The organism is Methylotenera versatilis 79, from assembly GCF_000384375.1.
In the GTDB taxonomy this organism is placed as follows: domain Bacteria; phylum Pseudomonadota; class Gammaproteobacteria; order Burkholderiales; family Methylophilaceae; genus Methylotenera_A; species Methylotenera_A versatilis_B.
Genome location: NZ_ARVX01000001.1, coordinates 684,663 through 706,895, shown reverse-complemented (window position 1 = coordinate 706,895; position 22,233 = coordinate 684,663). Strand labels below are relative to the sequence as shown.

Sequence of the window (22,233 nt, the reverse complement as noted above, 5' to 3'; positions counted from 1 at the left end):
CCCGCGCTTAGTAAATCTATGACCACACTAGCTGAAATCAAAGCTTTCTCAAAACCGCTGGTCGCCAATCTGCAAAAGTTGGGCATTTCAAATATTCAAGATCTCTTACTGCATCTGCCATTAAGGTATATGGACGAAACGCGCATTACCACCATTCGCGATTTGCACCTTGGCGATACCGTACAAATAGAAGGCGAAATTATCCACGCAGAAGTCACTTACAAGCCACGCAAAGCCTTAATTGCGCGCATTGAAGACGCTAGCGGGCAATTAACCTTACGTTTTTTACACTTTTATCCCAGTCAAATTGCCGCGTTGAAAGAAGGCTCAAAATTACGCGTTTATGGTGAAGTGCGGCATGGTTTTTTTGGTTATGAGATGGTGCATCCGCAATGCAAAGTTGCGGGTGAAAGCACAAGAGTGGCTGAAACACTCACCCCGATTTATCCCACTACAGCTGGCTTAACGCAACCCACCATCCGCAAGGCGATTGCACTGGCGATTCAGCAAAATGCACTAGCCGAAACCTTGCCCGTTGGTGTTTATAGGCACCCTGGCTTGAATGGTCATCTGCACAGTTTTGCCGAAAGTATCCTTGCTTTGCACAACCCCGCGCCCGATGCCAATTTAGTCGCCTTAGAAACTCACACCACGCCAGAATGGCGCCGTTTGGCCTATGATGAATTGCTGGCACAACAACTTTCAATGCGTAAACTTTATGCTAAAAGACGCAGCATTAACGCGCCCGCAATCGCAATTTCCAAAACATTAACCCATCAAATGCTTGAAAATTTGCCTTTTGATTTAACTGGTGCGCAAAAAAAAGTCGTGGCAGAAATCAGTCATGATTTGACTCAACCGCACCCGATGCAGCGCTTATTGCAAGGCGACGTCGGTAGCGGAAAAACGATTGTGGCGTGTATGGCTGCGTTGCAAGCGATTGAGCATGGCTGGCAAGTGGCGCTCATGGCACCCACAGAAATTTTAGCCGAACAGCATTTTAAAAAATTTGAAATGTGGTTAAAACCGCTCAATATCAATATTGCGTGGCTTACTGGCAGCCAAAGTAAAAAAGAACGTGAGTTAGCACTTGCTAACATCTCTAATGGACATGCTCAATTGGCTATCGGCACGCATGCATTGTTTCAGGATGCGGTTATATTCAAAAAATTAGGCTTAGCCATTATTGACGAACAACATCGCTTTGGCGTGCAACAACGTTTGGCTTTGCGCAAAAAAGGTGAGCCGGAACCGCATCAGCTTATGATGTCCGCCACGCCCATTCCGCGCACATTATCCATGAGCTATTTCGCAGATTTAGATGTATCCGTGATTGATGAATTGCCGCCAGGCCGTACCCCAATTGTGACCAAGTTAGTCTCAGATGAACGGCGTGATGAAATTCTGCAACGCGTACGCGAAGCCTGTTTGGCTGGCAGCCAAGCTTACTGGGTTTGCCCGTTAATTGAAGAGTCGGAGGCTTTACAACTGCAAACCGCCAATGACACCTTTGCCCATATGCAAGCCAGTTTTCCCGAGTTGAAAATTGGTTTGGTACATGGCCGCATGAAACCCGCCGAAAAACAGGCGGTGATGATGGCTTTCAGCAAAAATGAAACGCAATTGCTAGTTGCGACCACAGTGATAGAAGTTGGTGTAGATGTCCCCAACGCCAGTTTAATGGTGATTGAGCACGCAGAACGCTCTGGCTTAAGCCAACTGCATCAGCTACGCGGCAGAGTAGGGCGCGGTGCAGCCAAGAGTACTTGTATTTTGCTTTACCAAAACAAGTTAAGTGAGACAGCTAGAACGAGATTAAAAGTCATATTCGAAAGTAATGACGGCTTCGCAATCGCTCAGGCAGATTTAAATTTGCGCGGCCCAGGTGAGTTTCTGGGCACCCGCCAAAGCGGTGTGCCAATGTTAAAAATAGCCGATTTAGAGCGCGATGTGGATTTATTAGAAGCAGCAAAAAAATTAGCGGATAAACTAATCAGCGACTATCCGCAAGCAGTAGACGCACACCTACAGAGATGGATGAGTCACGCAGGTGAATTGGTGAAAGTTTGAATCAAATGTTAGTAAAATTTGCTTCAGGGAAGGTTAATTGGCTAAACAAACCAATATTGCCTGGACAATTAAAACCATGGTTAATTGACCATGGTTCACTAACTTCAAGCCTGCGGCGACGTTACCCGGATTTTAAAGTGCGACCTGTTGCGTTGAAATTCGCCAAGGCGATTGTGGATGAGACCAATTTATTACATATACCTGCACACAATACGGCTTTAATACGCGAGGTGCTATTGCTTGGTGGCGGCCAACCCGTTGTATTTGCGCATAGCGTATTACCAAGATCAAGTTTGCGCGGCTCATGGAATGGGCTTGGTAAGCTGGGTAATAAGCCTTTAGGCGCTGCATTATTTGCTAACCCTAAAGTAAAACGTGCGCCGCTTAGTTATAAAAAACTTTCCCCTCATCAGGTTTTGTACCAAAAAGCAGCGCAGCATTTAAGCGAGAAACCTGCTTATTTGTGGGCGCGACGTTCGGTTTTTCGGTTGAATTGCGCTACTATTTTGGTTACCGAAGTGTTTTTGCCCAATCTTTTAAAATGAATTCAGCCAACAATACAAAAATATTCATCCAAAAATTAGATGCTTATGAGCGTTTAATGCGCCTGGATAAGCCGATTGGCATTCTATTATTGTTATGGCCAACGCTCTGGGCGCTATGGATAGCCAGTCGTGGTAAACCAGATTGGATTACTGTGCTGATTTTTGTGACAGGAACCGTGTTAATGCGTAGCGCTGGTTGTGTGCTAAATGACATTGCTGATCGCAAATATGATGGTTTAGTCGAACGCACTAAAAATCGACCGCTGGCAACAGGTGAAGTAAGTGTAAAAGAAGCTTATTTATTGGCGGCAGGTTTGAGTTTGTTGGCGTTTTGTTTGGTGTTATTGTTTAATAAAACCACCATTTTATTGTCTTTCGCTGCCTTGTTTTTAGCCGCAACCTATCCTTATACCAAACGTTTTTTAGCTATTCCGCAGGCTTATTTGGGTGTGGCATTCGGCTTTGGTATTCCCATGGCATTTGCCGCAGTGAATGATTACATTCCTCCATTAGCTTGGCTTTTATTAACAGCAAATGTATTTTGGGCGATTGCTTACGACACGCAATATGCGATGGTTGATCGCGATGACGATTTGAAAATCGGCATAAAGTCTTCTGCCATATTTTTTGGTAAATATGATGTGATTGCAGTGATGGCATGTTATGCCGTCATGTTGGGATTATTGGCTTATATTGGTCAGTTAATGGGTTATGGGCAATATTATTATGCTGGCCTTGTTGTCGCATTATTGCTAACGCTTTGGGAATATAAATTAATACAAAAACGCTTTAAAACTGATTGTTTTAAAGCGTTTTTATACAATAACTGGATTGGATTAGCGATTTTCGCTGGGCTTGTCGCTGAGTATTATTTCAAATTTTCAGCTTAATTCGTCACCAAAATCCAACCAACTCAAATTGAAAGCTATTTATAATCAACCAAGTTGAATTCAAACATTTCCTCAGGTATTTCAAGTGATTTGGAATCATTTTTTGCTGCTGCAACCAAGGTTAACTCTTCCAGTTTCTGTAATTTATTTGCTTTAGTTGCCGCTAATTTTGCTTCTTTCAGTTCTTTAATCGCCATTTTTTTCTCATCCAATTGAATTACATCTGCTTTGTTAACATTGCTTTGGGCAATGCTTCTTAATAAAACCAACTCTTCTAATACGCTTTTTTCAAATCCAACGCGGTTTTCTAAGCGACTGTTGTAGATTAAGTCATCCAAGTAAACTAAGGCGGCAGGCGTTCCCCATGCTTGCTCTAAACCGGCAGTTAAGCGTGGAAAATCTTCTAATTTTTGTTTTGGGCTGGCTTCGTCATTAGTAAATGCGGCAATGCGGATATTGAAATGCTCTTTACATTCCAGCGTAGTTTGCTCGTAAACCGCCTGTAAATTTTCTTTGGCCAATAAATCCAACAAAAATAACCAGATAGTGACAGATTGTTTTGGATAATCCTGCAAATGATTTTGCAATAATTGGATCGCTAAGCTGGTGCGACCATGAGACAAAAATACATCAGCATGATCCAAAATGTTGTTTTCAAAAAGTTCTTCTTCAATTTGAAAAGGTACTGAAATGGTTTGAGTTGCCTCAAAATCGTCAGCGACTAATGCATCTTCTGCTTTAGTCGCTGCATCTGCAACTGGTTTGCTTTCAAAAAGTGTGTCATTAAAATCAAGCTCTTTGTAATAACCTACATTATTTGAGTTTGCGTCTAAAACGTCCCATACATCCTCAGCGTTATCTAATTGTTGCGATTGGCGACGACGGCGCCAAAAATCTGCCGAAAAATAGCTAGCTATAAGCAAGCCAGCACCAGCCAAATATGGCCACCAAGCGAAATTAAAGTTATCACCAAAGTTAGATTTAGCTATTTTTGATTTTTGCGTGTTTTGTTGAGTAGGTTGTGTGGTTAATTTTTTTTCGGCTTCCAACACATTGTTGCGTTGTTGCAAGGTGGTAATTTGTTGCTCTAAATGTGCAAGGCGATTGCTCAATACAGTTGCTTCATCTTCAACCGCAATGTTGCTGGCAAGTGCTTCCGGCGCTGTTTCTGCAGAAAAATGTAATTGTTTATCTAAACGTAAGCCGATGCTGTTGGCATTATTAAATACATCGCCACCAGAAATACTCAAACGAGGTTTGGATTCTTTTGGCGTTTTTTTAATGGCAGCACTGCTGGTATTTGAATTTGCACCATCATTATTGTTAACTGTTTTTTGCGCGCCATAATCAACGCTCAATACAGTATTCTCGTTAGAGGTATTTTTATTGGCAATAATTTGTTTATCAGCAGATTGTTTTTTGCCGGTATTTTTTTTATTACTATTATTTATTCTGGTCGTTTGCGCGACGGCTAGCGCAGGTTTTTTTGCAATATTGTCGATATTTTCGACAGAGCTGATTGTTTCTTCATCACTTGTTTGATTAATTTCAGTGGTTAAAAGCGGGTCAATTAACAACACGTAATCGCGACGAAAATTAGAATCACATTCTGCAATAACCGACAAGCTGACAATTGGCTCACTAATCGCCTCAGTAGTAGAAATCGTTAAAACACCTTCATCACCTTTAATATTAGTGAGCTTTAAATTGGCATGATTAATCGCGTTAATGCCGTCAGAATCGCCGCCAATCCTAAAACAGGCTTTGTCCTTAAGCTCACCAATGCCTTGCACGTTAATTCTGGCTTGCAGCGGCTGACCGATATGCGATCTCACCTCAATCTCGCCCAAGCCAACAGCAAAAGCCTGGCTGTGCAGGCCAATGCTTAGAATGGCAAGTGCCGTCATAACGGCTTCTTTTAATATATAATTGGTTTGCATAATGATTACCTGTTCTTCAGACTATCGTTCATGTATTTGGGTAAGCAATCTGTGTGCCAACTCAAATATATGCATTTGATATCGCTGTGGATATTCGACCAAGCAATATCCAAAAATTCTATATTCAGTATTAACTGTAAAAATAGAGTAATTAATCATTTTTTGTAATTGACAAGCGGATAAGCAAAAGCATATAATCCGCCCTCTTGATTTTATAAGCTGTAGAAAGTATACGGCTTAATACTGAACCGGCTTAATTAGGTAGTTATACGATGAATATTTTTTCTGGAAAAACATTTTCTGCAAAATCGCACGAAGTACAACACGATTGGTTTGTGATTGACGCAACCGATTTAGTGTTAGGTCGCCTGGCAAGTGCTGTAGCGCACCGCTTACGTGGTAAGCATAAAACCATCTACACACCACACGTTGATACGGGTGATTACATTGTAGTGATTAATGCTGACAAAATTAAAGTGACAGGCGCAAAAGCGACTGACAAACAATACCATAGTCACTCTGGTTATCCAGGCGGCATTAGCACTACTACTTTCTCTAAAATGCAAGACCGTTTTCCAGGTCGTGCTTTAGAAAAAGCGGTAAAAGGTATGTTGCCAAAAGGCCCTTTAGGCTATGCAATGATTAAAAAAATGAAAGTTTATGCTGGCGATAAGCATGAACATGCTGCACAACAACCAAAAGCATTGACTATTTAATAGTTTAAGAGACAGGGTAAATAAGATGATTGGTAAATACAATTATGGTACAGGCCGCCGCAAAAGTTCAGTAGCGCGCGTATTCATAAAATCGGGTAAAGGTAATATCGTTGTAAACGATAAACCTGTTGATGAGTACTTTTCACGCGTAACAGCGCGTATGATTTTACGTCAACCATTAGAGTTAACGAACAACTTAACCAGTTTCGATATTATGGTTAACGTTATTGGTGGTGGTGAATCTGGTCAAGCAGGTGCAGTGCGTCATGGCATTACACGTGCGTTGATTGACTATGATGCAGCTTTGAAAAGTGCATTGTCACACGCTGGTTTCGTAACACGTGATGCACGTGAAGTTGAGCGTAAAAAAGTGGGCTTCCGTAAAGCGCGTCGTCGTAAACAATTCTCTAAACGCTAATTTATTTAAGCGTCATGAAGTTAAAAAAGGTCGCGTTAGCGGCCTTTTTCATTTAAGGTTTAGGTTTTTAGATTATCATTTTGGTCGTAACGCATATGGCAAATCAAAAGTTAAAAATTGGTATTGTGGGTGGCACTGGCTATACGGGCGTAGAGTTACTGCGTCTTTTAGCTATTCATCCGCATGCACAAATAACAGCAATCACTTCGCGTGGTGAAGCAGGTTTACCAGTGGCAGATATGTTTCCTAGCTTGCGTGGATTTGTTGATTTAGCTTTTTCTGATCCTACAACGGCCGACTTAACTAGTTGTGATGTCGTATTTTTTGCAACACCGCATGGTGTGGCAATGAGTCAAGCGCAAGCTTTGCTGAAAGCGGGTGTGAAAGTAATCGATTTAGCCGCCGATTTTAGATTGCAAGATACTGCTGTTTTTGAGAAATGGTACAAAATGCCGCACAGCTGCCCAGATATTTTGGATGAAGCCGTTTATGGGATTCCAGAGCTTTATCGTGAAAACATTAAATCGGCTAAAGTGATTGGTAATCCAGGTTGCTACCCCACAACTGTCTTGTTAGGGTTGGCGCCACTGCTAGAGCTTGGCTTAATTGATTTTTCAGCACCGATTATTGCCGATGCTAAATCGGGTGTGTCAGGCGCGGGTAGAAAAGCAGAAGTGTCGACTTTGTTTGCGGAATCAAGTGACAATATGAGGGCGTATGGCGTGGCGGGACATAGGCACCATCCAGAAATTCATGCGCAGATGACGCAATTGGCTGCGGGCAAAAAAATAGATTTCATTTTTGTCCCGCACTTGATTCCTATGATACGTGGCATGCTTTCAACGCTTTATGTCAAATTGACTGACTCTGCTAAACAAATAGACCTGCAAGCAGTTTATGAAAAACGCTATGCCGATGAAGTATTTGTTGATGTGATGCCAGCGGGTAGCTTGCCAGAAACACGCTCAGTGCGCGGCGCTAATCAGTTGCGTATTGCTTTGCATCAACAAGCAGATACGGGCTACTTAACCATTGTTGTGGTGCAAGATAATTTGGTTAAAGGTGCTGCAGGACAAGCTGTGCAAAATATGAATATTATGTTTGGCTTGAATGAAAGTAGCGGTTTGCAAGTTGTGCCGCTGTTGCCTTAATTAAAAGCTTATGAAGCCAGTCCGCCGTAAAATTCGCCGCCATTTTGGGTTAACTGCTAAACAAGTGGCGGTACGTTCAAAGCGTCCGTGGTATTTCCAAACCCTATTAGCCATATTATTTGTTACTTTGGGGTTTGGTTCGGCTTACTGGATTTTTCAGGGCGGAGAAAATCAAAGCATTCGCCAAAAATCTGAACAGATTGCGTTGGAAAATAGAGTGCTGCAAACTAAGCTGGTTGGCGCGCAGCGTGAGTTGCAAATAGAGCTGGCAACCAATAATAACCTTGCCAAAGAGCTTGCAAGCGTTCAAGATGAGAGCATTAAAATCAAAGAAGATTTATTCTTTTACAAAAATATGCTGAAAGGTAAAAGCTCAAAATAGTCGATGGCTGATTTGATGATGTCGTTATATTTTAGACTATTTTGATCATAGATTTAGTAATGGATAAGCCTTTAGCAGCGGGGAATGAGCATGTTTTTTAAGAAAGCCAATAAGATTGATAACCGTATCGATACGCTAGTGGGTGCTGATACACGTATTGAAGGCGATTTGCATTTTAGCGGTGGTTTGCGTGTAGATGGTGTGATTCGTGGCAACGTCAGCGAACAAAGCGACACGCCCAGCACTATTATCGTGAGTGAGCATGGCAGAATAGAAGGCGCAGTGAGTGCTGCAAAAATCGTACTGAATGGCAAAGTGATTGGCCCAGTGAGAGCGAGTCAGTTTATTGAGCTGCAAACCAAAGCACGTATTACAGGCGATTTGTATTACAAATCGCTAGAAATGCACACTGGCGCGGTAATAGAAGGTAAATTGGTTTATTTAGGTGATGGTGTAGCAGACGAAGTACTTTAAATTGTCTGGTTGTGGCTAACACTATAAATTAAGTCTTAATTAAACAAATCTTGCAAAATAAGACTTATAAATTAAATAGTTAATCACTTGTAAAACGGAACATTAATCCCCAATTGTGTTCTATAGCGATTGACATATAATAGAAAACATAACGGCTTAATCTTAAGCCAAGCAGTATTGTGAAGTTTAAGGAGCAAAATATGAATGCAGTGACCGATTTAGCTGATGTAGAAATGCCAACACCGTTGGTATTTACTGATAATGCTGCCAAAAAAGTGAAAGAATTAATTGAGGAAGAAGGCAGCCCCGATTTGAAATTGCGCGTTTTTGTCAGTGGCGGCGGTTGCTCGGGCTTTCAGTACGGCTTTACTTTTGAAGAAGAAGTAAACGACGACGATACCCAAGTGCAAAAAGACAGCGTTACTTTGTTAATTGACCCGATGAGCCTGCAATACTTAATGGGAGCAGAGATTGATTATCAAGATAGCCTACAAGGCTCACAATTTGTGATTCGCAATCCACAAGCGACTTCTACTTGTGGTTGCGGTTCATCATTCTCTGTTTAGTATTTTTCATATTAATTGTTGATGTGTCATAAAGAATAAAGGCCAAGCTTTTGCTTGGCTTTTTGTGTTAAAGGCTGACGTTTCGTGAAAAAATATTTTGTTATTCTGTGCATTTTATTCATTGCTTTAGTCACTGCTTGTAACAAGCAAGAAAAATACGCAGCAATACCCAAAGGCGCAACAGTACTTGTTTTGGGTGATAGTTTGAGTTATGGAACTGGCGCAAAAGAGGGCGAAGATTATCCTACTTTATTGGCTAAAAAAACCGGTTGGACAATCATTAACGCAGGCGTTGCTGGCGATACATCGGCAGCTGGTTTAGAGCGGCTTCCGGTTTTATTAACAGAATATCAACCGCAATTATTAATAGTTGAACTGGGTGGTAACGACTTGTTGCATCAACTACCGCAAAGCGAAACAGAAGCAAACTTAAAGGCTATTTTGTCATTAGCCAAAGCACAAAACATTAAAACGATTTTAGTAGCAATTCCAGAAATTAATGCTTTAAGAGCCGTGATGGGCAAGTTAACCGACCATCCGATGTATGCATTGATTGCTAAAGAGACCGCTACGCCATTAATTAAAGCTATATTTTCAGACGTATTGTCAGATAGAAGCTTGAAAGCTGACCAAGTACATCCTAATGCGGCTGGCTATGCAGAAGTGGGGAATAAAATGCATCAAGCGTTAACAGATTTAGGTTTTCAGGTTAAAAATTAATATTCTGTAAGCCTGAGTAAAGACAGCTTACAGAATAATTTAGGTGCTAATTTTTAAACTCTTTTATCAAGCGGTACAAACTCACGTCTGTTCTCGCCTGTATACAATTGTCTTGGGCGCCCAATTTTGTGGTCTGGGTCGGCGTTCATCTCAGACCATTGCGCTATCCAGCCAGCTGTGCGGGCTAGGGCGAAGATGGCGGTGAACATGCTATTAGGAATTCCCATGGCGCGTAACACAATGCCGCTGTAAAAATCGACGTTTGGATATAGTTTGCGACTGACGAAATATTCGTCTTCAAGGGCGATTTTTTCTAAGGCTATAGCAAGTTTAAACATTGGGTCGTCATTTAAGCCCAGCTCTTTTAATACTTGATGACAGGTGCGTTGCATGATGACGGCGCGCGGATCCATGCTTCTATAAACGCGATGACCAAAACCCATTAAGCGGAAGCTATCAGACTTGTCTTTAGCGCGTTTGATAAATTCGCCAATGCGCGAAACATCGCCAATTTCTTCTAACATTTTAAGTGTGGCTTCGTTAGCGCCGCCATGTGCAGGACCCCATAAAGAGGCGATGCCAGCGGCAATACAAGCATAAGGGTTGGCGCCGCTTGAGCCAGCTAAACGTACGGTGGAAGTGGATGCATTTTGTTCATGGTCTGCATGCAAAATAAGGATTTTTTCAAAAGCATCCGCCAAAATAGGGTTTGGTGTGTAGGTTTCGCATGGCGTTGCAAACATCATATGCATAAAATTTTCAGCATAATTCAGATGATTTTGCGGATAAGTAAATGGTTGGCCAATATTATATTTATAGCTCCACGCTGCGATGGTTGGCACTTTAGCCAATAAGCGCAGTGCAGACGCTTGGCGATGGGCAAAGTCATACACGCTCATATCGTTGAAATAAAATGCCGACATAGAACCAACAACCCCAACCATTACTGCCATCGGGTGCGCATCGCGCCTAAAACCTCTAAACACATTGTTTAGTTGATCATGCAACATGGTGTGAGAGTTAATGGTTTTGGTAAACGCTTCTTTTTGCGTCGTATTTGGCAGTTCGCCATTAATCAACAAATATGAGACTTCTAAAAAATTACAGTTTTCGGCAAGTTGCTCAATGGGATAGCCGCGATAATATAAAAGACCTTTTTCGCCATCAATAAAAGTGATATCTGAATGGCACGATGCGGTGGACATAAAACCAGGGTCATAGGTAAATACGCCATGTTTGCCAAGGCTACGAATATCAATCACATCGTTGCCTAGCGTGCCTGATAACATCGGTAATTCAATTGGCGCTGCACCATTATCAAAAGTGATGGTGGCTTTGGTGGGTTTTATGGTCATAATTGGGTCTTTAAATGGACGTTAATTAAATGAAGCTTTAATTAAGTCGACGTTTACTTAAGTTTGATTAAGCAATAATAATACCAAATGCTTGCTGACTCGTGTGTTTTAGGCGGGATAAATTGCGCCTAAAACGCGCAAACCTTTTGCACCAGTCACGCTAGGTAAATTGCCAGATTGGTTATCGATACATTGCTTGGCAAGCCAGGCAAAGGCGGCGGCCTCAACCCAATCCACGCCGACACCTAATTCTGCTGTGCTTTCGAGTGTGGCGGTAAGCTGGTTATTGGCTAGCATCTCTTCTAAATGCCGGATCAATAAAGTGTTATGAGCACCACCACCACACAAATAAACGGTATTTACATTGCCACAATATCGGGCAAGCGCATCGTGAATGGTGCGTGCGGTAAGCGCAACCAAGGTGCGCGCGACATCTTGCGGAAGCCAATGATGATTGGCTAAATGTTGCTCAAGCCAAGTATCGTTAAACAGATCGCGGCCAGTGCTTTTAGGTGGAGGTAATGCGAAAAATGGTTCAGCCAGCATTTGTGCTAACAATGGCTGAATCACTTGACCAGAAGCTGCCCAAGCGCCATCTGCATCGTAATCTCTGCCTAAATGTTGCTTTACCCACGCATCTAACAGCATATTGCCTGGACCAGAATCAAAACCCAAAACTTGGGCGGAATTCAAGGTTAAGTCGTCAATATTTTTGCCAAGATAAGTAATATTGGCGATACCGCCGATGTTAACCAGCGCACGATTGCTATGCTGAGAGCTAAATACTGCTTGATGAAAAGCTGGCACCAATGGTGCTCCTTGTCCGCCTGCTGCAATGTCGCGGCTTCTGAAATCAGATACTACGCAGATATTGGTCAACTCTGCCAGCAAAGCCGCATTGCCGATTTGCAATGTAAAACCCAATTCTGGCTTATGGCGAATGGTTTGGCCGTGACAGCCAATTGCAGCAATTGCATCTGGTTTTAAGTTTTGCTTTTCTAATAAAGCATTAACAGCCTCAGCATATAAAAATGCGAGTTTATTGGCGGTTAAGGCGCTTATTTCTAGTTCGTTTTCACCGATTGTATGTAGCTGTAATAATTGAGTTTTTAATGCTGACGGATACGCTAAAAAATGCGTTGCGGCGACTATACATTTGGCGTCGTTTAAATCGCACAGTGCAACGTCAATGCCATCCAAACTGGTGCCAGACATGATGCCAATAAATAATTGTGCTTTAGACATGGTTAATTTTGTGCTTATTTAAACTTAATTTGGGGTTTGATTAATCAGTACTGGCTGTGTGACGACGATTCAGCATTTCAATTTGTGCCATTAAATCTAAACTTTGTGCATCGAATTCTTTTTTGTATTTGCCATCTATCGGCACGCTCATGGGCAAAGCGACTGTCATGGGGTCGCGATGTATTTTATTTACAAGGAATTCATAATGCAAATGCGGGCCAGTGGCTAAACCCGTCATGCCAACAAAGCCAATAATATCACCTTGCGATACACGCATACCTCTGCGCAGGCCCGGCGCGAAGCGAGATAAATGCCCGTACACTGTGCTAACACCGTTTTCGTGTTTGAGTACGATCACGTTGCCATATCCGCCTTTGCGCCCGACAAAATCGACTACGCCATCGCCAGAAGCTTTAATGCGCGTGCCAGATGGCGCAGCCATATCGACGCCTTTGTGCGCTTTAATGCGATTTAAAATAGGATGAAAGCGCCCGCTACTGAACGATGAGCTGATGCGCGTAAACTCAAGCGGTGAACGCAAAAAAGATTTATGCAGACTTTTGCCTTCTGGCGTGTAATAAGCAAATTTTCCTTCAGCATCACCAAAATGTACCGCTTGATATTTTTTGCCTTTGTTTACAAATTCAACCGCTAGCACATTGCCAACTTTCATCATTTCGCCAGCGTTATAAAGAGCTTCATACACCACATTGAAATGGTCGCCAGGTCTTAAATCATTGTAAAAATCGATTTCACTGGAAAATATATCGGCGATTTGTAAAGCAACTTGATCAGGTATGCCAGCGTCATCTGTCGCGCCAAATAATGAATTGACAATAATGGCGGATTTTAAAACTTGATGATTTTGTAGGATTAACTTCTGTGTCGCCACTTGATAGCCGCTGGGCGTTAAGCCTGCTACTAAAATGGTTTCATGATCAACTTCGTATTCTAAATGCAGCAATTTTCCGTCTAAGTTAGTCTTAATTTCTAAACTATGACCAGGAACCAACTGATTATTCATGACGCGAGCCTCTGGCGAAAGCATCAAAAACTTAATCGCATCTTCATCACGTATCGTCATGCGATTCAATAAGCTAGCCAGCGTGTCGTCACGCCGCACCTGATCAATTTGCCAAAACTCTTCATTACGATCAACATTGTGAACGGCTAACGGTAATGTGACATCTTCGATGACGGTTTCTAATTTAACGTAGCGCGGCAACTCTGGCGATACAGTGCCAAAGGCGGCGATAATCACAAAAAATGGTAAAACTAAAATCAGCGAAACCCAGCGTAATTTTATTTTATGTAAGAATTCCACATCACGCAGGCTCAATAATAGGTTTTGCGTTAAAATAGCAAGCTTAGATTTTTGCCTGTTTTTGTTCGAAAATTGCGTCATAAAAAGTCGTTAAAAACCGATCAAATGCTTAAATAGAAAAACATGGTAACAGAATTTTTCTGCTAATAAAAAGTAACAATTTGTAAGAACGCCACCTTTTAACCATTGGAAAAAGCCGTGAATACCAGTGCCGATATAAATATTAATCAATCATTAGCCATCATCAAACGCGGCTGTGAAGAATTGCTCATCGAGCAAGAGCTGGTCGAAAAATTAAAAAAAGGTGTTCCCTTGCGCATTAAGGCTGGCTTTGATCCGACTGCGCCAGATTTGCATCTTGGGCATACCGTATTAATCAATAAATTACGCCATTTTCAAGACTTGGGTCATCAGATTTTATTTTTGATTGGCGATTTTACCGGCATGATTGGCGACCCAACTGGCAAAAGCGTCACACGCCCACCATTAACAAAAGAGCAGGTGATTGAAAATGCGGCATCTTACGCGGAACAAGTGTTTAAGATTTTAGATAAAGATAAAACCGAGATCGTTTTTAACTCCAGTTGGTTAACTGATTTGGGCGCAGCGGGTATGCTAAAGCTGGCGGCAAGTTTAACCGTTGCCCGCATGCTGGAACGAGATGATTTTTCTAAGCGCTTTAAAGGTAATCAGCCCATTGCGATACATGAATTTATGTATCCATTATTGCAGGGCTACGATTCAGTTGCGCTTAATTCGGACGTTGAATTGGGCGGAACAGACCAGAAATTTAATTTGTTAATGGGTCGCGAGTTGCAAAAACAAGCCGGCCAGAGCCAGCAATGTGTGTTGACCATGCCGTTGTTAGAGGGCTTGGACGGTGTGAATAAAATGTCCAAATCGCTCAATAACTATATTGGTATTAATGAGCCGCCCGAAATTATTTTTGCCAAACTGATGTCGATTAGTGATGAGTTAATGTGGCGTTATATAGAGTTGCTATCATTTGAATCGCTAGAAACGGTGCAGCAATGGAAAGCGGCAGTGGCGGCGGGTGAAAATCCACGTAATGTGAAGGTTAAGTTCGCGCAAGAAATCGTGGCGCGCTTTCATAGTCAAGCCGATGCAGAAAAAGCACTCAATGATTTTCAAACGCGCGCCAAAGGCGGCGTGCCAGATGAAGTGCCCGAAGTAACGCTGAGTATCGATGGTGCAAGTATCGGCATCGCACAATTACTTAAGCTGGCCAATTTGGTCGAGAGTACATCGGAAGCGAATCGTGCAATTGATCAAGGCGGTGTAAAGCTGGATAGTGAAAAAGTGCTGGATAAGACTTTCCAGATCAATAAAGGCACTTCTGTCATCGCGCAAGTAGGTAAGCGCAAATTCGCCAAGATTAGTTTGGTTTAGTTTTTGGCCGATTTTGAGTGTTAAGTATTTTCTTCATTTGATTGTAACAATTTTGTAACTTCGTGAAATAGGGCTTGACCAAACTTTAAGCCTCTGTAGAATGCGCACCTCTTTACAGAAAACCGTAACGAAAGCAGTAAAAAAGACGCAGTAAATAACAGTGTTAATATTAATGAGAACTCTTTCGAAATTAGTGTTGACGCGGCTTAAAAGCTCTGTATAATGCGCACCTCGTTACAGAAAACCGTAACGAAAAGTAGTAAGAAAGCCGCAATAAAATACGCTGTTAATATTAATGAAGAATCTTTCAAAATTAGTATTGACGGGGCATAAAAGCTCTGTATAATGCGCACCTCGTTAACGCAAAGCGTGAAACGAAATACCAAAAAGTGATTCACTTAAGCGGTAGTAACAACAGGCTCTTTAACAATTTGAACGACTGATAAGTGTGGGTGTTTGTGGTTAAGACACATTTACTTGGACGCAATGAATGCTTGGTTTCGGCCTTGAATGTTTTGTTGTTTGGTTTAAGTAAATACTCAAGATAACAAATGCTTACACTTAAATTTATGACAAGTATGTAATAAGGCTTATTTAGTAATAGATAAGCAGTACACAAACCTTGACAATGAATTTGAGAAAAACAGCTCAACACATACTTAGAATTTCTCTAGGAGATGATTGAGTTGCAAAGCAAAAAGCGAATACCACCTCGAAAGAGGAAAAAGTAATAGTTGTGAATTAAACTGAAGAGTTTGATCATGGCTCAGATTGAACGCTGGCGGAATGCTTTACACATGCAAGTCGAACGGCAGCACGGACTTCGGTCTGGTGGCGAGTGGCGAACGGGTGAGTAATATATCGGAACGTATCCAATAATGGGGGATAACTAATCGAAAGGTTGGCTAATACCGCATACGCCCTAAGGGGGAAAGCAGGGGATCTTCGGACCTTGCGTTAATGGAGCGGCCGATATCTGATTAGCTAGTTGGTGGGGTAAAGGCCCACCAAGGCGACGATCAGTAGCTGGTCTGAGAGGACGACCAGCCACACTGGAACTGAGACACGGTCCAGACTCCTACGGGAGGCAGCAGTGGGGAATTTTGGACAATGGGCGCAAGCCTGATCCAGCCATTCCGCGTGAGTGAAGAAGGCCTTCGGGTTGTAAAGCTCTTTCGCAAGGGAAGAAACGTTACGAGCGAATAACTCGTGATAATGACGGTACCTTGATAAGAAGCACCGGCTAACTACGTGCCAGCAGCCGCGGTAATACGTAGGGTGCGAGCGTTAATCGGAATTACTGGGCGTAAAGCGTGCGCAGGCTGTTTTGTAAGTCAGATGTGAAATCCCTGAGCTCAACTTAGGAACTGCGTTTGAAACTACAAGACTAGAATATGTCAGAGGGGGGTAGAATTCCACGTGTAGCAGTGAAATGCGTAGAGATGTGGAGGAATACCAATGGCGAAGGCAGCCCCCTGGGATAATATTGACGCTCATGCACGAAAGCGTGGGGAGCAAACAGGATTAGATACCCTGGTAGTCCACGCCCTAAACGATGTCTACTAGTTGTTGGTGGAGTAAAATCCATGAGTAACGCAGCTAACGCGTGAAGTAGACCGCCTGGGGAGTACGATCGCAAGATTAAAACTCAAATGAATTGACGGGGGCCCGCACAAGCGGTGGATTATGTGGATTAATTCGATGCAACGCGAAAAACCTTACCTGGCCTTGACATGTACCGAATTTACCAGAGATGGTTTAGTGCTCGAAAGAGAACGGTAACACAGGTGCTGCATGGCTGTCGTCAGCTCGTGTCGTGAGATGTTGGGTTAAGTCCCGCAACGAGCGCAACCCTTGCCAATAATTGCCATCATTTAGTTGGGCACTTTATTGGGACTGCCGGTGACAAACCGGAGGAAGGTGGGGATGACGTCAAGTCCTCATGGCCCTTATGGCCAGGGCTTCACACGTAATACAATGGTCGGTACAGAGGGTCGCCAACCCGCGAGGGGGAGCTAATCCCAGAAAGCCGATCGTAGTCCGGATTGCAGGCTGCAACTCGCCTGCATGAAGTCGGAATCGCTAGTAATCGCGGATCAGCATGTCGCGGTGAATACGTTCCCGGGCCTTGTACACACCGCCCGTCACACCATGGGAGTGGGTTTTACCAGAAGTAGGTAGTCTAACCGCAAGGAGGGCGCTTACCACGGTAGTATTCATGACTGGGGTGAAGTCGTAACAAGGTAGCCGTATCGGAAGGTGCGGCTGGATCACCTCCTTTCTAGAGAACAAACCTTGGCTACAAACATTCACACTTATCAGTCGTTTAATAGTAAGCAACATCAAAAAAGATTGGCCAACATAGCAAAAGCAGCAATGTAATTGCTACCTTAACAGGGTCTGTAGCTCAGCTGGTTAGAGCACCGTCTTGATAAGGCGGGGGTCGATGGTTCGAGTCCATCCAGACCCACCAGATAAGCCTCAAATGGGGGATTAGCTCAGCTGGGAGAGCACCTGCTTTGCAAGCAGGGGGTCAACGGTTCGATCCCGTTATCCTCCACCAAAAAATTTGATGTTGTAAGTAAGGTAAGAAATTAGAAGCAAGCGTTTAAGTTTGAATGCTTACTTCTAGTTTTTAACTAGACTGTTCTTTAACAAAATGGAAGAAGTAAAGTGAGTACACGCTATTGTGATGATATGTGTGTGCTCAAAATGGGTAGTAATTGATTGCAAAATCGAAATATTTTGCTTCGTTTAGTTCCAGTTAGATAGTGTCGTAACTATTAGTAATAATGGTTGCAACATGAAATAACCAAGAAATAAATGAAACAAAAGAAATAACCAGTTAGTACTGTACAACCTTGCAGTATTAACGAAGTAGCTTTAGAAAAAACTATGACGCATGTTCTCATGCATGGCGATATCTGGATTTAAAAAGGGTTCAGGTGTTAACGTTATAGGATCAAGTGAATAAGTGCATATGGTGGATGCCTAGGCGATTACAGGCGATGAAGGACGTGGTAGCCTGCGTAAAGTTTCGGGGAGCTGGCAAACAAGCTTTGATCCGGAAATGTCCGAATGGGGAAACCCACCCGCAAGGGTAACTCCTCCTGAATATATAGGGAGGTTGTGGCAAACCGAGTGAACTGAAACATCTAAGTAGCTCGAGGAAAAGAAATCAACCGAGATTCCGTAAGTAGTGGCGAGCGAACATGGAACAGCCTGTTATTTTTAGCATATGCGATAGTAGAACGGAATGGAAAGTCCGGCCATAGAGGGTGATAGCCCCTTATACGAAATCCCGTGTGTGGAACTAGGGTAACGACAAGTAGGGCGGGGCACGAGAAACCTTGTCTGAACATGGGGGGACCATCCTCCAAGGCTAAATACTCGTAATCGACCGATAGTGAACCAGTACCGTGAGGGAAAGGCGAAAAGAACCCCGGGAGGGGAGTGAAATAGATCCTGAAACCGTATGCATACAAACAGTGGGAGCGGACTTGTTCCGTGACTGCGTACCTTTTGTATAATGGGTCAGCGACTTACATTCAGTAGCAAGCTTAACCGATAGGGGAGGCGTAGCGAAAGCGAGTCCGAATAGGGCGTCTAGTTGCTGGGTGTAGACCCGAAACCAAGTGATCTATCCATGGCCAGGATGAAGGTGCCGTAACAGGTACTGGAGGTCCGAACCCACAAATGTTGAAAAATTTGGGGATGAGCTGTGGATAGGGGTGAAAGGCTAAACAAACTTGGAAATAGCTGGTTCTCTCCGAAAACTATTTAGGTAGTGCCTCGTATATCATTCTCGGGGGTAGAGCACTGTTATGACTAGGGGGATCATAAGATCTTACCAACTCATTGCAAACTCCGAATACTGAGAAATGCAATTACGGGAGACAGACCATGGGTGCTAACGTCCGTGGTCAAGAGGGAAACAACCCAGACCGACAGCTAAGGTCCCAAATGACGTGCTAAGTGGAAAACGAAGTGGGAAGGCATAGACAGCCAGGATGTTGGCTTAGAAGCAGCCATCATTTAAAGAAAGCGTAATAGCTCACTGGTCGAGTCGTCCTGCGCGGAAGATGTAACGGGGCTAAGCACGTAACCGAAGCTTCGGATGCTCTATATTTATATAGATGCATGGTAGGAGAGCGTTCTGTAGGCCTGCGAAGGTGTTCTGTGAGGGATGCTGGAGGTATCAGAAGTGCGAATGCTGACATGAGTAGCGATAAAGGGAGTGAAAAGCTCCCTCGCCGAAAACCCAAGGTTTCCTGCGCAACGTTCATCGGCGCAGGGTGAGTCGGCCCCTAAGGTGAGGCAGAGATGCGTAGCTGATGGGAAACAGGTTAATATTCCTGTACCTTTATACAATGCGATGTGGGGACGGAGAAGGTTAGGTCAGCCGGGTGTTGGATGTCCCGGTTCAAGCGTGTAGGCAGTTTCTTTAGGCAAATCCGGAGAAACATTATGCTGAGGCGTGATAACGAGTCTACTTGTAGACGAAGTGATTGATACCAAGCTTCCAAGAAAAGCCACTAAGCTTCAGTTGTATAAGACCGTACCGCAAACCGACACAGGTGGGTAGGATGAGAATTCTAAGGCGCTTGAGAGAACCCGGGAGAAGGAACTCGGCAAATTAGCACCGTAACTTCGGGAGAAGGTGCGCCCTGGTAGTGTGTATAGACTTGCTCTAGAAGCACGATAGGGTTGCAGTGAAAAGGTGGCTGCGACTGTTTAATAAAAACACAGCACTCTGCAAACACGAAAGTGGACGTATAGGGTGTGACGCCTGCCCGGTGCTGGAAGATTAAATGATGGGGTGCAAGCTCTTGATTGAAGTCCCAGTAAACGGCGGCCGTAACTATAACGGTCCTAAGGTAGCGAAATTCCTTGTCGGGTAAGTTCCGACCCGCACGAATGGCGTAACGATGGCCACACTGTCTCCTCTCGGGACTCAGCGAAGTTGAAATGTTTGTGAAGATGCAATCTACCCGCGGCTAGACGGAAAGACCCCATGAACCTTTACTGTAGCTTTACATTGGACTTTGACAAGATTTGTGTAGGATAGGTGGGAGACGTTGAAGCGGAGTCGCTAGATTTCGTGGAGTCAACCTTGAAATACCACCCTGATGTTGTTGAGGTTCTAACCTAGGTCCATAATCTGGACTGGGGACCGTGTATGGTGGGCAGTTTGACTGGGGCGGTCTCCTCCCAAAGAGTAACGGAGGAGTGCGAAGGTAACCTAGGTACGGTCGGAAATCGTACTGATAGTGCAATGGCATAAGGTTGCTTGACTGCGAGACGGACAGGTCGAGCAGGTGCGAAAGCAGGTCATAGTGATCCGGTGGTTCTGTATGGAAGGGCCATCGCTCAACGGATAAAAGGTACTCTGGGGATAACAGGCTGATTCCTCCCAAGAGTTCATATCGACGGGGGAGTTTGGCACCTCGATGTCGGCTCATCACATCCTGGGGCTGTAGCCGGTCCCAAGGGTATGGCTGTTCGCCATTTAAAGTGGTACGTGAGCTGGGTTTAAAACGTCGTGAGACAGTTTGGTCCCTATCTGCCGTGGGCGCTGGAAATTTGAAGGGACCTGCTCCTAGTACGAGAGGACCGGAGTGGACGCACCGCTGGTGGACCAGTTATCATGCCAATGGTATAGCTGGGTAGCTAAGTGCGGAAGAGATAAACGCTGAAAGCATCTAAGCGTGAAACTCGCCTTGAGATGAGATTTCCCGGGGGTTTAACCCCCCTAAAGAGTCGTTCGAGACCAGGACGTTGATAGGACGGATGTGGAAGTGCAGTAATGCATTAAGCTGACCGTTACTAATTGCTCGTGAGGCTTGATCCTATAACCTTAAGACTTGAATTGCTTATTATTAAGTTAATGAGTAATCTAAGATGAAGGTTTGTTCTAAAGCTGATAATGTAATCAATACACCATTTGACCCCATACGAAAGTATGAAGACTTTACTTCTTCCAATTTGTTACAGACGCCTCATGAAAATGAGACGGCAACACAGCATAATCGCTTGTGTGTTTGGGTGAAAACCAGTAAACGCATGAGATACCAGTTATGCTTGGCGGCCATAGCGGTTTGGACCCACCCCTTCCCATCTCGAACAGGGCCGTGAAACGAACCAGCGCCAATGATAGTATGCTTTTTGCATGCGAAAGTAGGTCACTGCCAAGCTATTTATACCAAGTCATCTTCGATGGCTGACAATAAACCCTCCTCGTGAGGGTTTATTCGTTTCTAGAGCGGTCAATAATGTATTTGAAATAAGTGTTAACTAGTCTTTAACGCTTTCTAAGCGGTAGTAAGGCATAAAAACAAAAAACTCACTATACTAGTTAATGCAAAATGAAAGACTGATTGGATTCCAATTGCTTGAATTAATTGGTATAATAGGTGAATAATTCGATGGGCTTTTTGCCCATTTTTTGTTTCTGCTCGGTATGTAGCGTTTAAGGATGTGCGGTAATGCAAGATTTGCATGGCTTAATTGATAAAACAGTCACTCAACTCGGTTTTGAGTTGGTTGATCTCGAGATTTCAAATCGCGGCAAATTGTTGCGCGTGTTTATTGATAAATTAAACCCGACCGATATTAAAGATAGTATCAATATTGATGATTGCGTGTTAGTCAGTAATCAGTTGGGTAATGTATTAACAGTGGATCATGAAATTGATTACGACCGCTTGGAGATTTCTTCAGCGGGTATGGATCGTGTATTAAAAAAAGAAAAAGACTTTGTGCGATTTGTCGGTGAGCGAGCGCAAATTAAGCTGCGTATCGGCGTTAAAGATCAAAGTGCTGGCGCCGCCAAAAGTGCTTTACCACGTAAAACATTTGTCGGTATTTTAAAAGGTGTTGAAGATAGTCATATTCTGTTGGAGTTTGAAGGCAGTGACTATAAATTGGCTTTAAGTAATATTGATAAGGCACGTTTAAGCCCTGAGTTTTAGACGGTTAAATGTTTTGTCGCCTCACATTTAATGTGAGGTAAATAATGACAGTAAAT

At 43.4% G+C, this 22,233-nt stretch carries 16 protein-coding genes, 2 tRNA genes and 3 rRNA genes; 17 read left to right on the top strand and 4 right to left on the bottom strand.

What is annotated here, in order from left to right; genetic code table 11:
* Positions 1–18 precede the first annotated feature (18 nt).
* Genes recG through ubiA form a run of 3 tightly spaced genes read left to right on the top strand, consistent with a single transcriptional unit; the run spans position 19 to position 3,505 of the window.
* Positions 19–2,070: an ATP-dependent DNA helicase RecG gene (gene recG / locus METVE_RS0103655; RefSeq protein WP_026361992.1), complete on the top strand. Its 2,052-nt coding sequence runs from the start codon at positions 19–21 to the stop codon at positions 2,068–2,070.
* Between the two features lie 5 nt (positions 2,071–2,075).
* Positions 2,076–2,615 (top strand): chorismate--pyruvate lyase family protein, encoded by a 540-nt coding sequence (locus tag METVE_RS0103650; RefSeq protein WP_020167089.1) that lies wholly within the window; start codon positions 2,076–2,078, stop codon positions 2,613–2,615.
* Entirely contained in the window at positions 2,612–3,505 is an 894-nt protein-coding gene (gene ubiA / locus METVE_RS0103645; protein ID WP_020167088.1) for a 4-hydroxybenzoate octaprenyltransferase, read from the top strand. Before METVE_RS0103650 ends, ubiA begins: the two co-directional genes overlap by 4 nt.
* A 35-nt stretch (positions 3,506–3,540) precedes the next feature.
* Here ubiA and METVE_RS0103640 read toward each other — a convergent pair whose 3' ends face one another.
* A complete protein-coding gene (locus tag METVE_RS0103640) occupies positions 3,541–5,445 on the bottom strand; it encodes a type IV pilus assembly protein FimV (protein ID WP_232415373.1) in 1,905 nt (634 codons plus the stop codon).
* A 272-nt stretch (positions 5,446–5,717) separates the two neighbouring features.
* Between METVE_RS0103640 and rplM the strand changes: the two genes are divergently transcribed.
* The 7 genes from rplM to METVE_RS0103605 all read left to right on the top strand — a co-directional run bounded on the left by rplM (position 5,718) and on the right by METVE_RS0103605 (position 9,872).
* Positions 5,718–6,161 (top strand): 50S ribosomal protein L13, encoded by a 444-nt coding sequence (gene rplM / locus METVE_RS0103635; RefSeq protein ID WP_020167086.1) that lies wholly within the window; start codon positions 5,718–5,720, stop codon positions 6,159–6,161.
* A 25-nt stretch (positions 6,162–6,186) separates the two neighbouring features.
* The gene (gene rpsI / locus METVE_RS0103630; protein ID WP_020167085.1) at positions 6,187–6,579 is read left to right on the top strand and encodes a 30S ribosomal protein S9; all 393 of its coding nucleotides are present in this window, start codon (positions 6,187–6,189) and stop codon (positions 6,577–6,579) included.
* Between the two features lie 95 nt (positions 6,580–6,674).
* On the top strand, positions 6,675–7,730 hold the full coding sequence (argC, locus tag METVE_RS0103625; RefSeq protein WP_020167084.1) for an N-acetyl-gamma-glutamyl-phosphate reductase: 1,056 nt from the start codon (positions 6,675–6,677) through the stop codon (positions 7,728–7,730).
* A gap of 10 nt (positions 7,731–7,740) precedes the next feature.
* Positions 7,741–8,112 carry a hypothetical protein gene (locus METVE_RS0103620; protein ID WP_020167083.1) on the top strand — a complete coding sequence of 124 codons (372 nt, stop codon included), beginning with the start codon at positions 7,741–7,743 and terminating at the stop codon, positions 8,110–8,112.
* A 90-nt stretch (positions 8,113–8,202) separates the two neighbouring features.
* On the top strand, positions 8,203–8,586 hold the full coding sequence (locus METVE_RS0103615; RefSeq protein ID WP_026361991.1) for a bactofilin family protein: 384 nt from the start codon (positions 8,203–8,205) through the stop codon (positions 8,584–8,586).
* Between the two features lie 200 nt (positions 8,587–8,786).
* A complete protein-coding gene (erpA, locus tag METVE_RS0103610; RefSeq protein WP_020167081.1) occupies positions 8,787–9,152 on the top strand; it encodes an iron-sulfur cluster insertion protein ErpA in 366 nt (121 codons plus the stop codon).
* 84 nt (positions 9,153–9,236) lie between these two features.
* Positions 9,237–9,872, top strand: coding sequence for a GDSL-type esterase/lipase family protein (locus tag METVE_RS0103605; RefSeq protein WP_020167080.1), 636 nt, complete (start codon positions 9,237–9,239; stop codon positions 9,870–9,872).
* 53 nt (positions 9,873–9,925) lie between these two features.
* On the opposite strand, the gene gltA is transcribed toward METVE_RS0103605, so the two are convergent.
* From gltA to METVE_RS0103590, 3 genes are all read right to left on the bottom strand, one after another.
* Positions 9,926–11,227 (bottom strand): citrate synthase, encoded by a 1,302-nt coding sequence (gltA, locus tag METVE_RS0103600; protein ID WP_020167079.1) that lies wholly within the window; start codon positions 11,225–11,227, stop codon positions 9,926–9,928.
* 108 nt (positions 11,228–11,335) lie between these two features.
* Positions 11,336–12,472 carry an anhydro-N-acetylmuramic acid kinase gene (locus tag METVE_RS0103595; protein ID WP_020167078.1) on the bottom strand — a complete coding sequence of 379 codons (1,137 nt, stop codon included), beginning with the start codon at positions 12,470–12,472 and terminating at the stop codon, positions 11,336–11,338.
* 40 nt (positions 12,473–12,512) lie between these two features.
* Positions 12,513–13,877 (bottom strand): M23 family metallopeptidase, encoded by a 1,365-nt coding sequence (locus METVE_RS0103590; RefSeq protein ID WP_020167077.1) that lies wholly within the window; start codon positions 13,875–13,877, stop codon positions 12,513–12,515.
* A 105-nt stretch (positions 13,878–13,982) separates the two neighbouring features.
* Here METVE_RS0103590 and tyrS point away from each other — a divergent pair, with 105 nt between their 5' ends.
* The 7 genes from tyrS to rimP all read left to right on the top strand — a co-directional run bounded on the left by tyrS (position 13,983) and on the right by rimP (position 22,177).
* Positions 13,983–15,206 carry a tyrosine--tRNA ligase gene (tyrS, locus tag METVE_RS0103585; protein ID WP_020167076.1) on the top strand — a complete coding sequence of 408 codons (1,224 nt, stop codon included), beginning with the start codon at positions 13,983–13,985 and terminating at the stop codon, positions 15,204–15,206.
* Positions 15,207–15,949: 743 nt separating this feature from the next.
* A 16S ribosomal RNA gene (locus tag METVE_RS0103580) occupies positions 15,950–17,487 on the top strand.
* Positions 17,488–17,602: 115 nt separating this feature from the next.
* Positions 17,603–17,679: transfer RNA gene (locus tag METVE_RS0103575), tRNA-Ile, on the top strand.
* Positions 17,680–17,693: 14 nt separating this feature from the next.
* A tRNA-Ala gene (locus METVE_RS0103570) sits at positions 17,694–17,769 on the top strand.
* Between the two features lie 397 nt (positions 17,770–18,166).
* Positions 18,167–21,057, top strand: a 23S ribosomal RNA gene (locus METVE_RS0103565).
* A gap of 229 nt (positions 21,058–21,286) precedes the next feature.
* A 5S ribosomal RNA gene (gene rrf, locus METVE_RS0103560) occupies positions 21,287–21,400 on the top strand.
* The 16S, 23S and 5S rRNA genes sit together here with 2 tRNA genes alongside, the layout of an rRNA operon.
* A gap of 291 nt (positions 21,401–21,691) precedes the next feature.
* Positions 21,692–22,177: a ribosome maturation factor RimP gene (rimP, locus tag METVE_RS0103555; RefSeq protein ID WP_020167075.1), complete on the top strand. Its 486-nt coding sequence runs from the start codon at positions 21,692–21,694 to the stop codon at positions 22,175–22,177.
* Positions 22,178–22,233: the final 56 nt, after the last annotated feature.

Bases quoted from the DNA above. Each gene is read 5' to 3' on its own strand.
- recG (WP_026361992.1), top strand. From the start codon at position 19: ATGACCACACTAGCTGAAATCAAAGCTTTCTCAAAACCGCTGGTCGCC.
- METVE_RS0103650 (WP_020167089.1), top strand. From the start codon at position 2,076: ATGTTAGTAAAATTTGCTTCAGGGAAGGTTAATTGGCTAAACAAACCA.
- ubiA (WP_020167088.1), top strand. From the start codon at position 2,612: ATGAATTCAGCCAACAATACAAAAATATTCATCCAAAAATTAGATGCT.
- METVE_RS0103640 (WP_232415373.1), bottom strand. From the start codon at position 5,445: ATGCAAACCAATTATATATTAAAAGAAGCCGTTATGACGGCACTTGCC.
- rplM (WP_020167086.1), top strand. From the start codon at position 5,718: ATGAATATTTTTTCTGGAAAAACATTTTCTGCAAAATCGCACGAAGTA.
- rpsI (WP_020167085.1), top strand. From the start codon at position 6,187: ATGATTGGTAAATACAATTATGGTACAGGCCGCCGCAAAAGTTCAGTA.
- argC (WP_020167084.1), top strand. From the start codon at position 6,675: ATGGCAAATCAAAAGTTAAAAATTGGTATTGTGGGTGGCACTGGCTAT.
- METVE_RS0103620 (WP_020167083.1), top strand. From the start codon at position 7,741: ATGAAGCCAGTCCGCCGTAAAATTCGCCGCCATTTTGGGTTAACTGCT.
- METVE_RS0103615 (WP_026361991.1), top strand. From the start codon at position 8,203: ATGTTTTTTAAGAAAGCCAATAAGATTGATAACCGTATCGATACGCTA.
- erpA (WP_020167081.1), top strand. From the start codon at position 8,787: ATGAATGCAGTGACCGATTTAGCTGATGTAGAAATGCCAACACCGTTG.
- gltA (WP_020167079.1), bottom strand. From the start codon at position 11,227: ATGACCATAAAACCCACCAAAGCCACCATCACTTTTGATAATGGTGCA.
- METVE_RS0103595 (WP_020167078.1), bottom strand. From the start codon at position 12,472: ATGTCTAAAGCACAATTATTTATTGGCATCATGTCTGGCACCAGTTTG.
- METVE_RS0103590 (WP_020167077.1), bottom strand. From the start codon at position 13,877: ATGACGCAATTTTCGAACAAAAACAGGCAAAAATCTAAGCTTGCTATT.
- rimP (WP_020167075.1), top strand. From the start codon at position 21,692: ATGCAAGATTTGCATGGCTTAATTGATAAAACAGTCACTCAACTCGGT.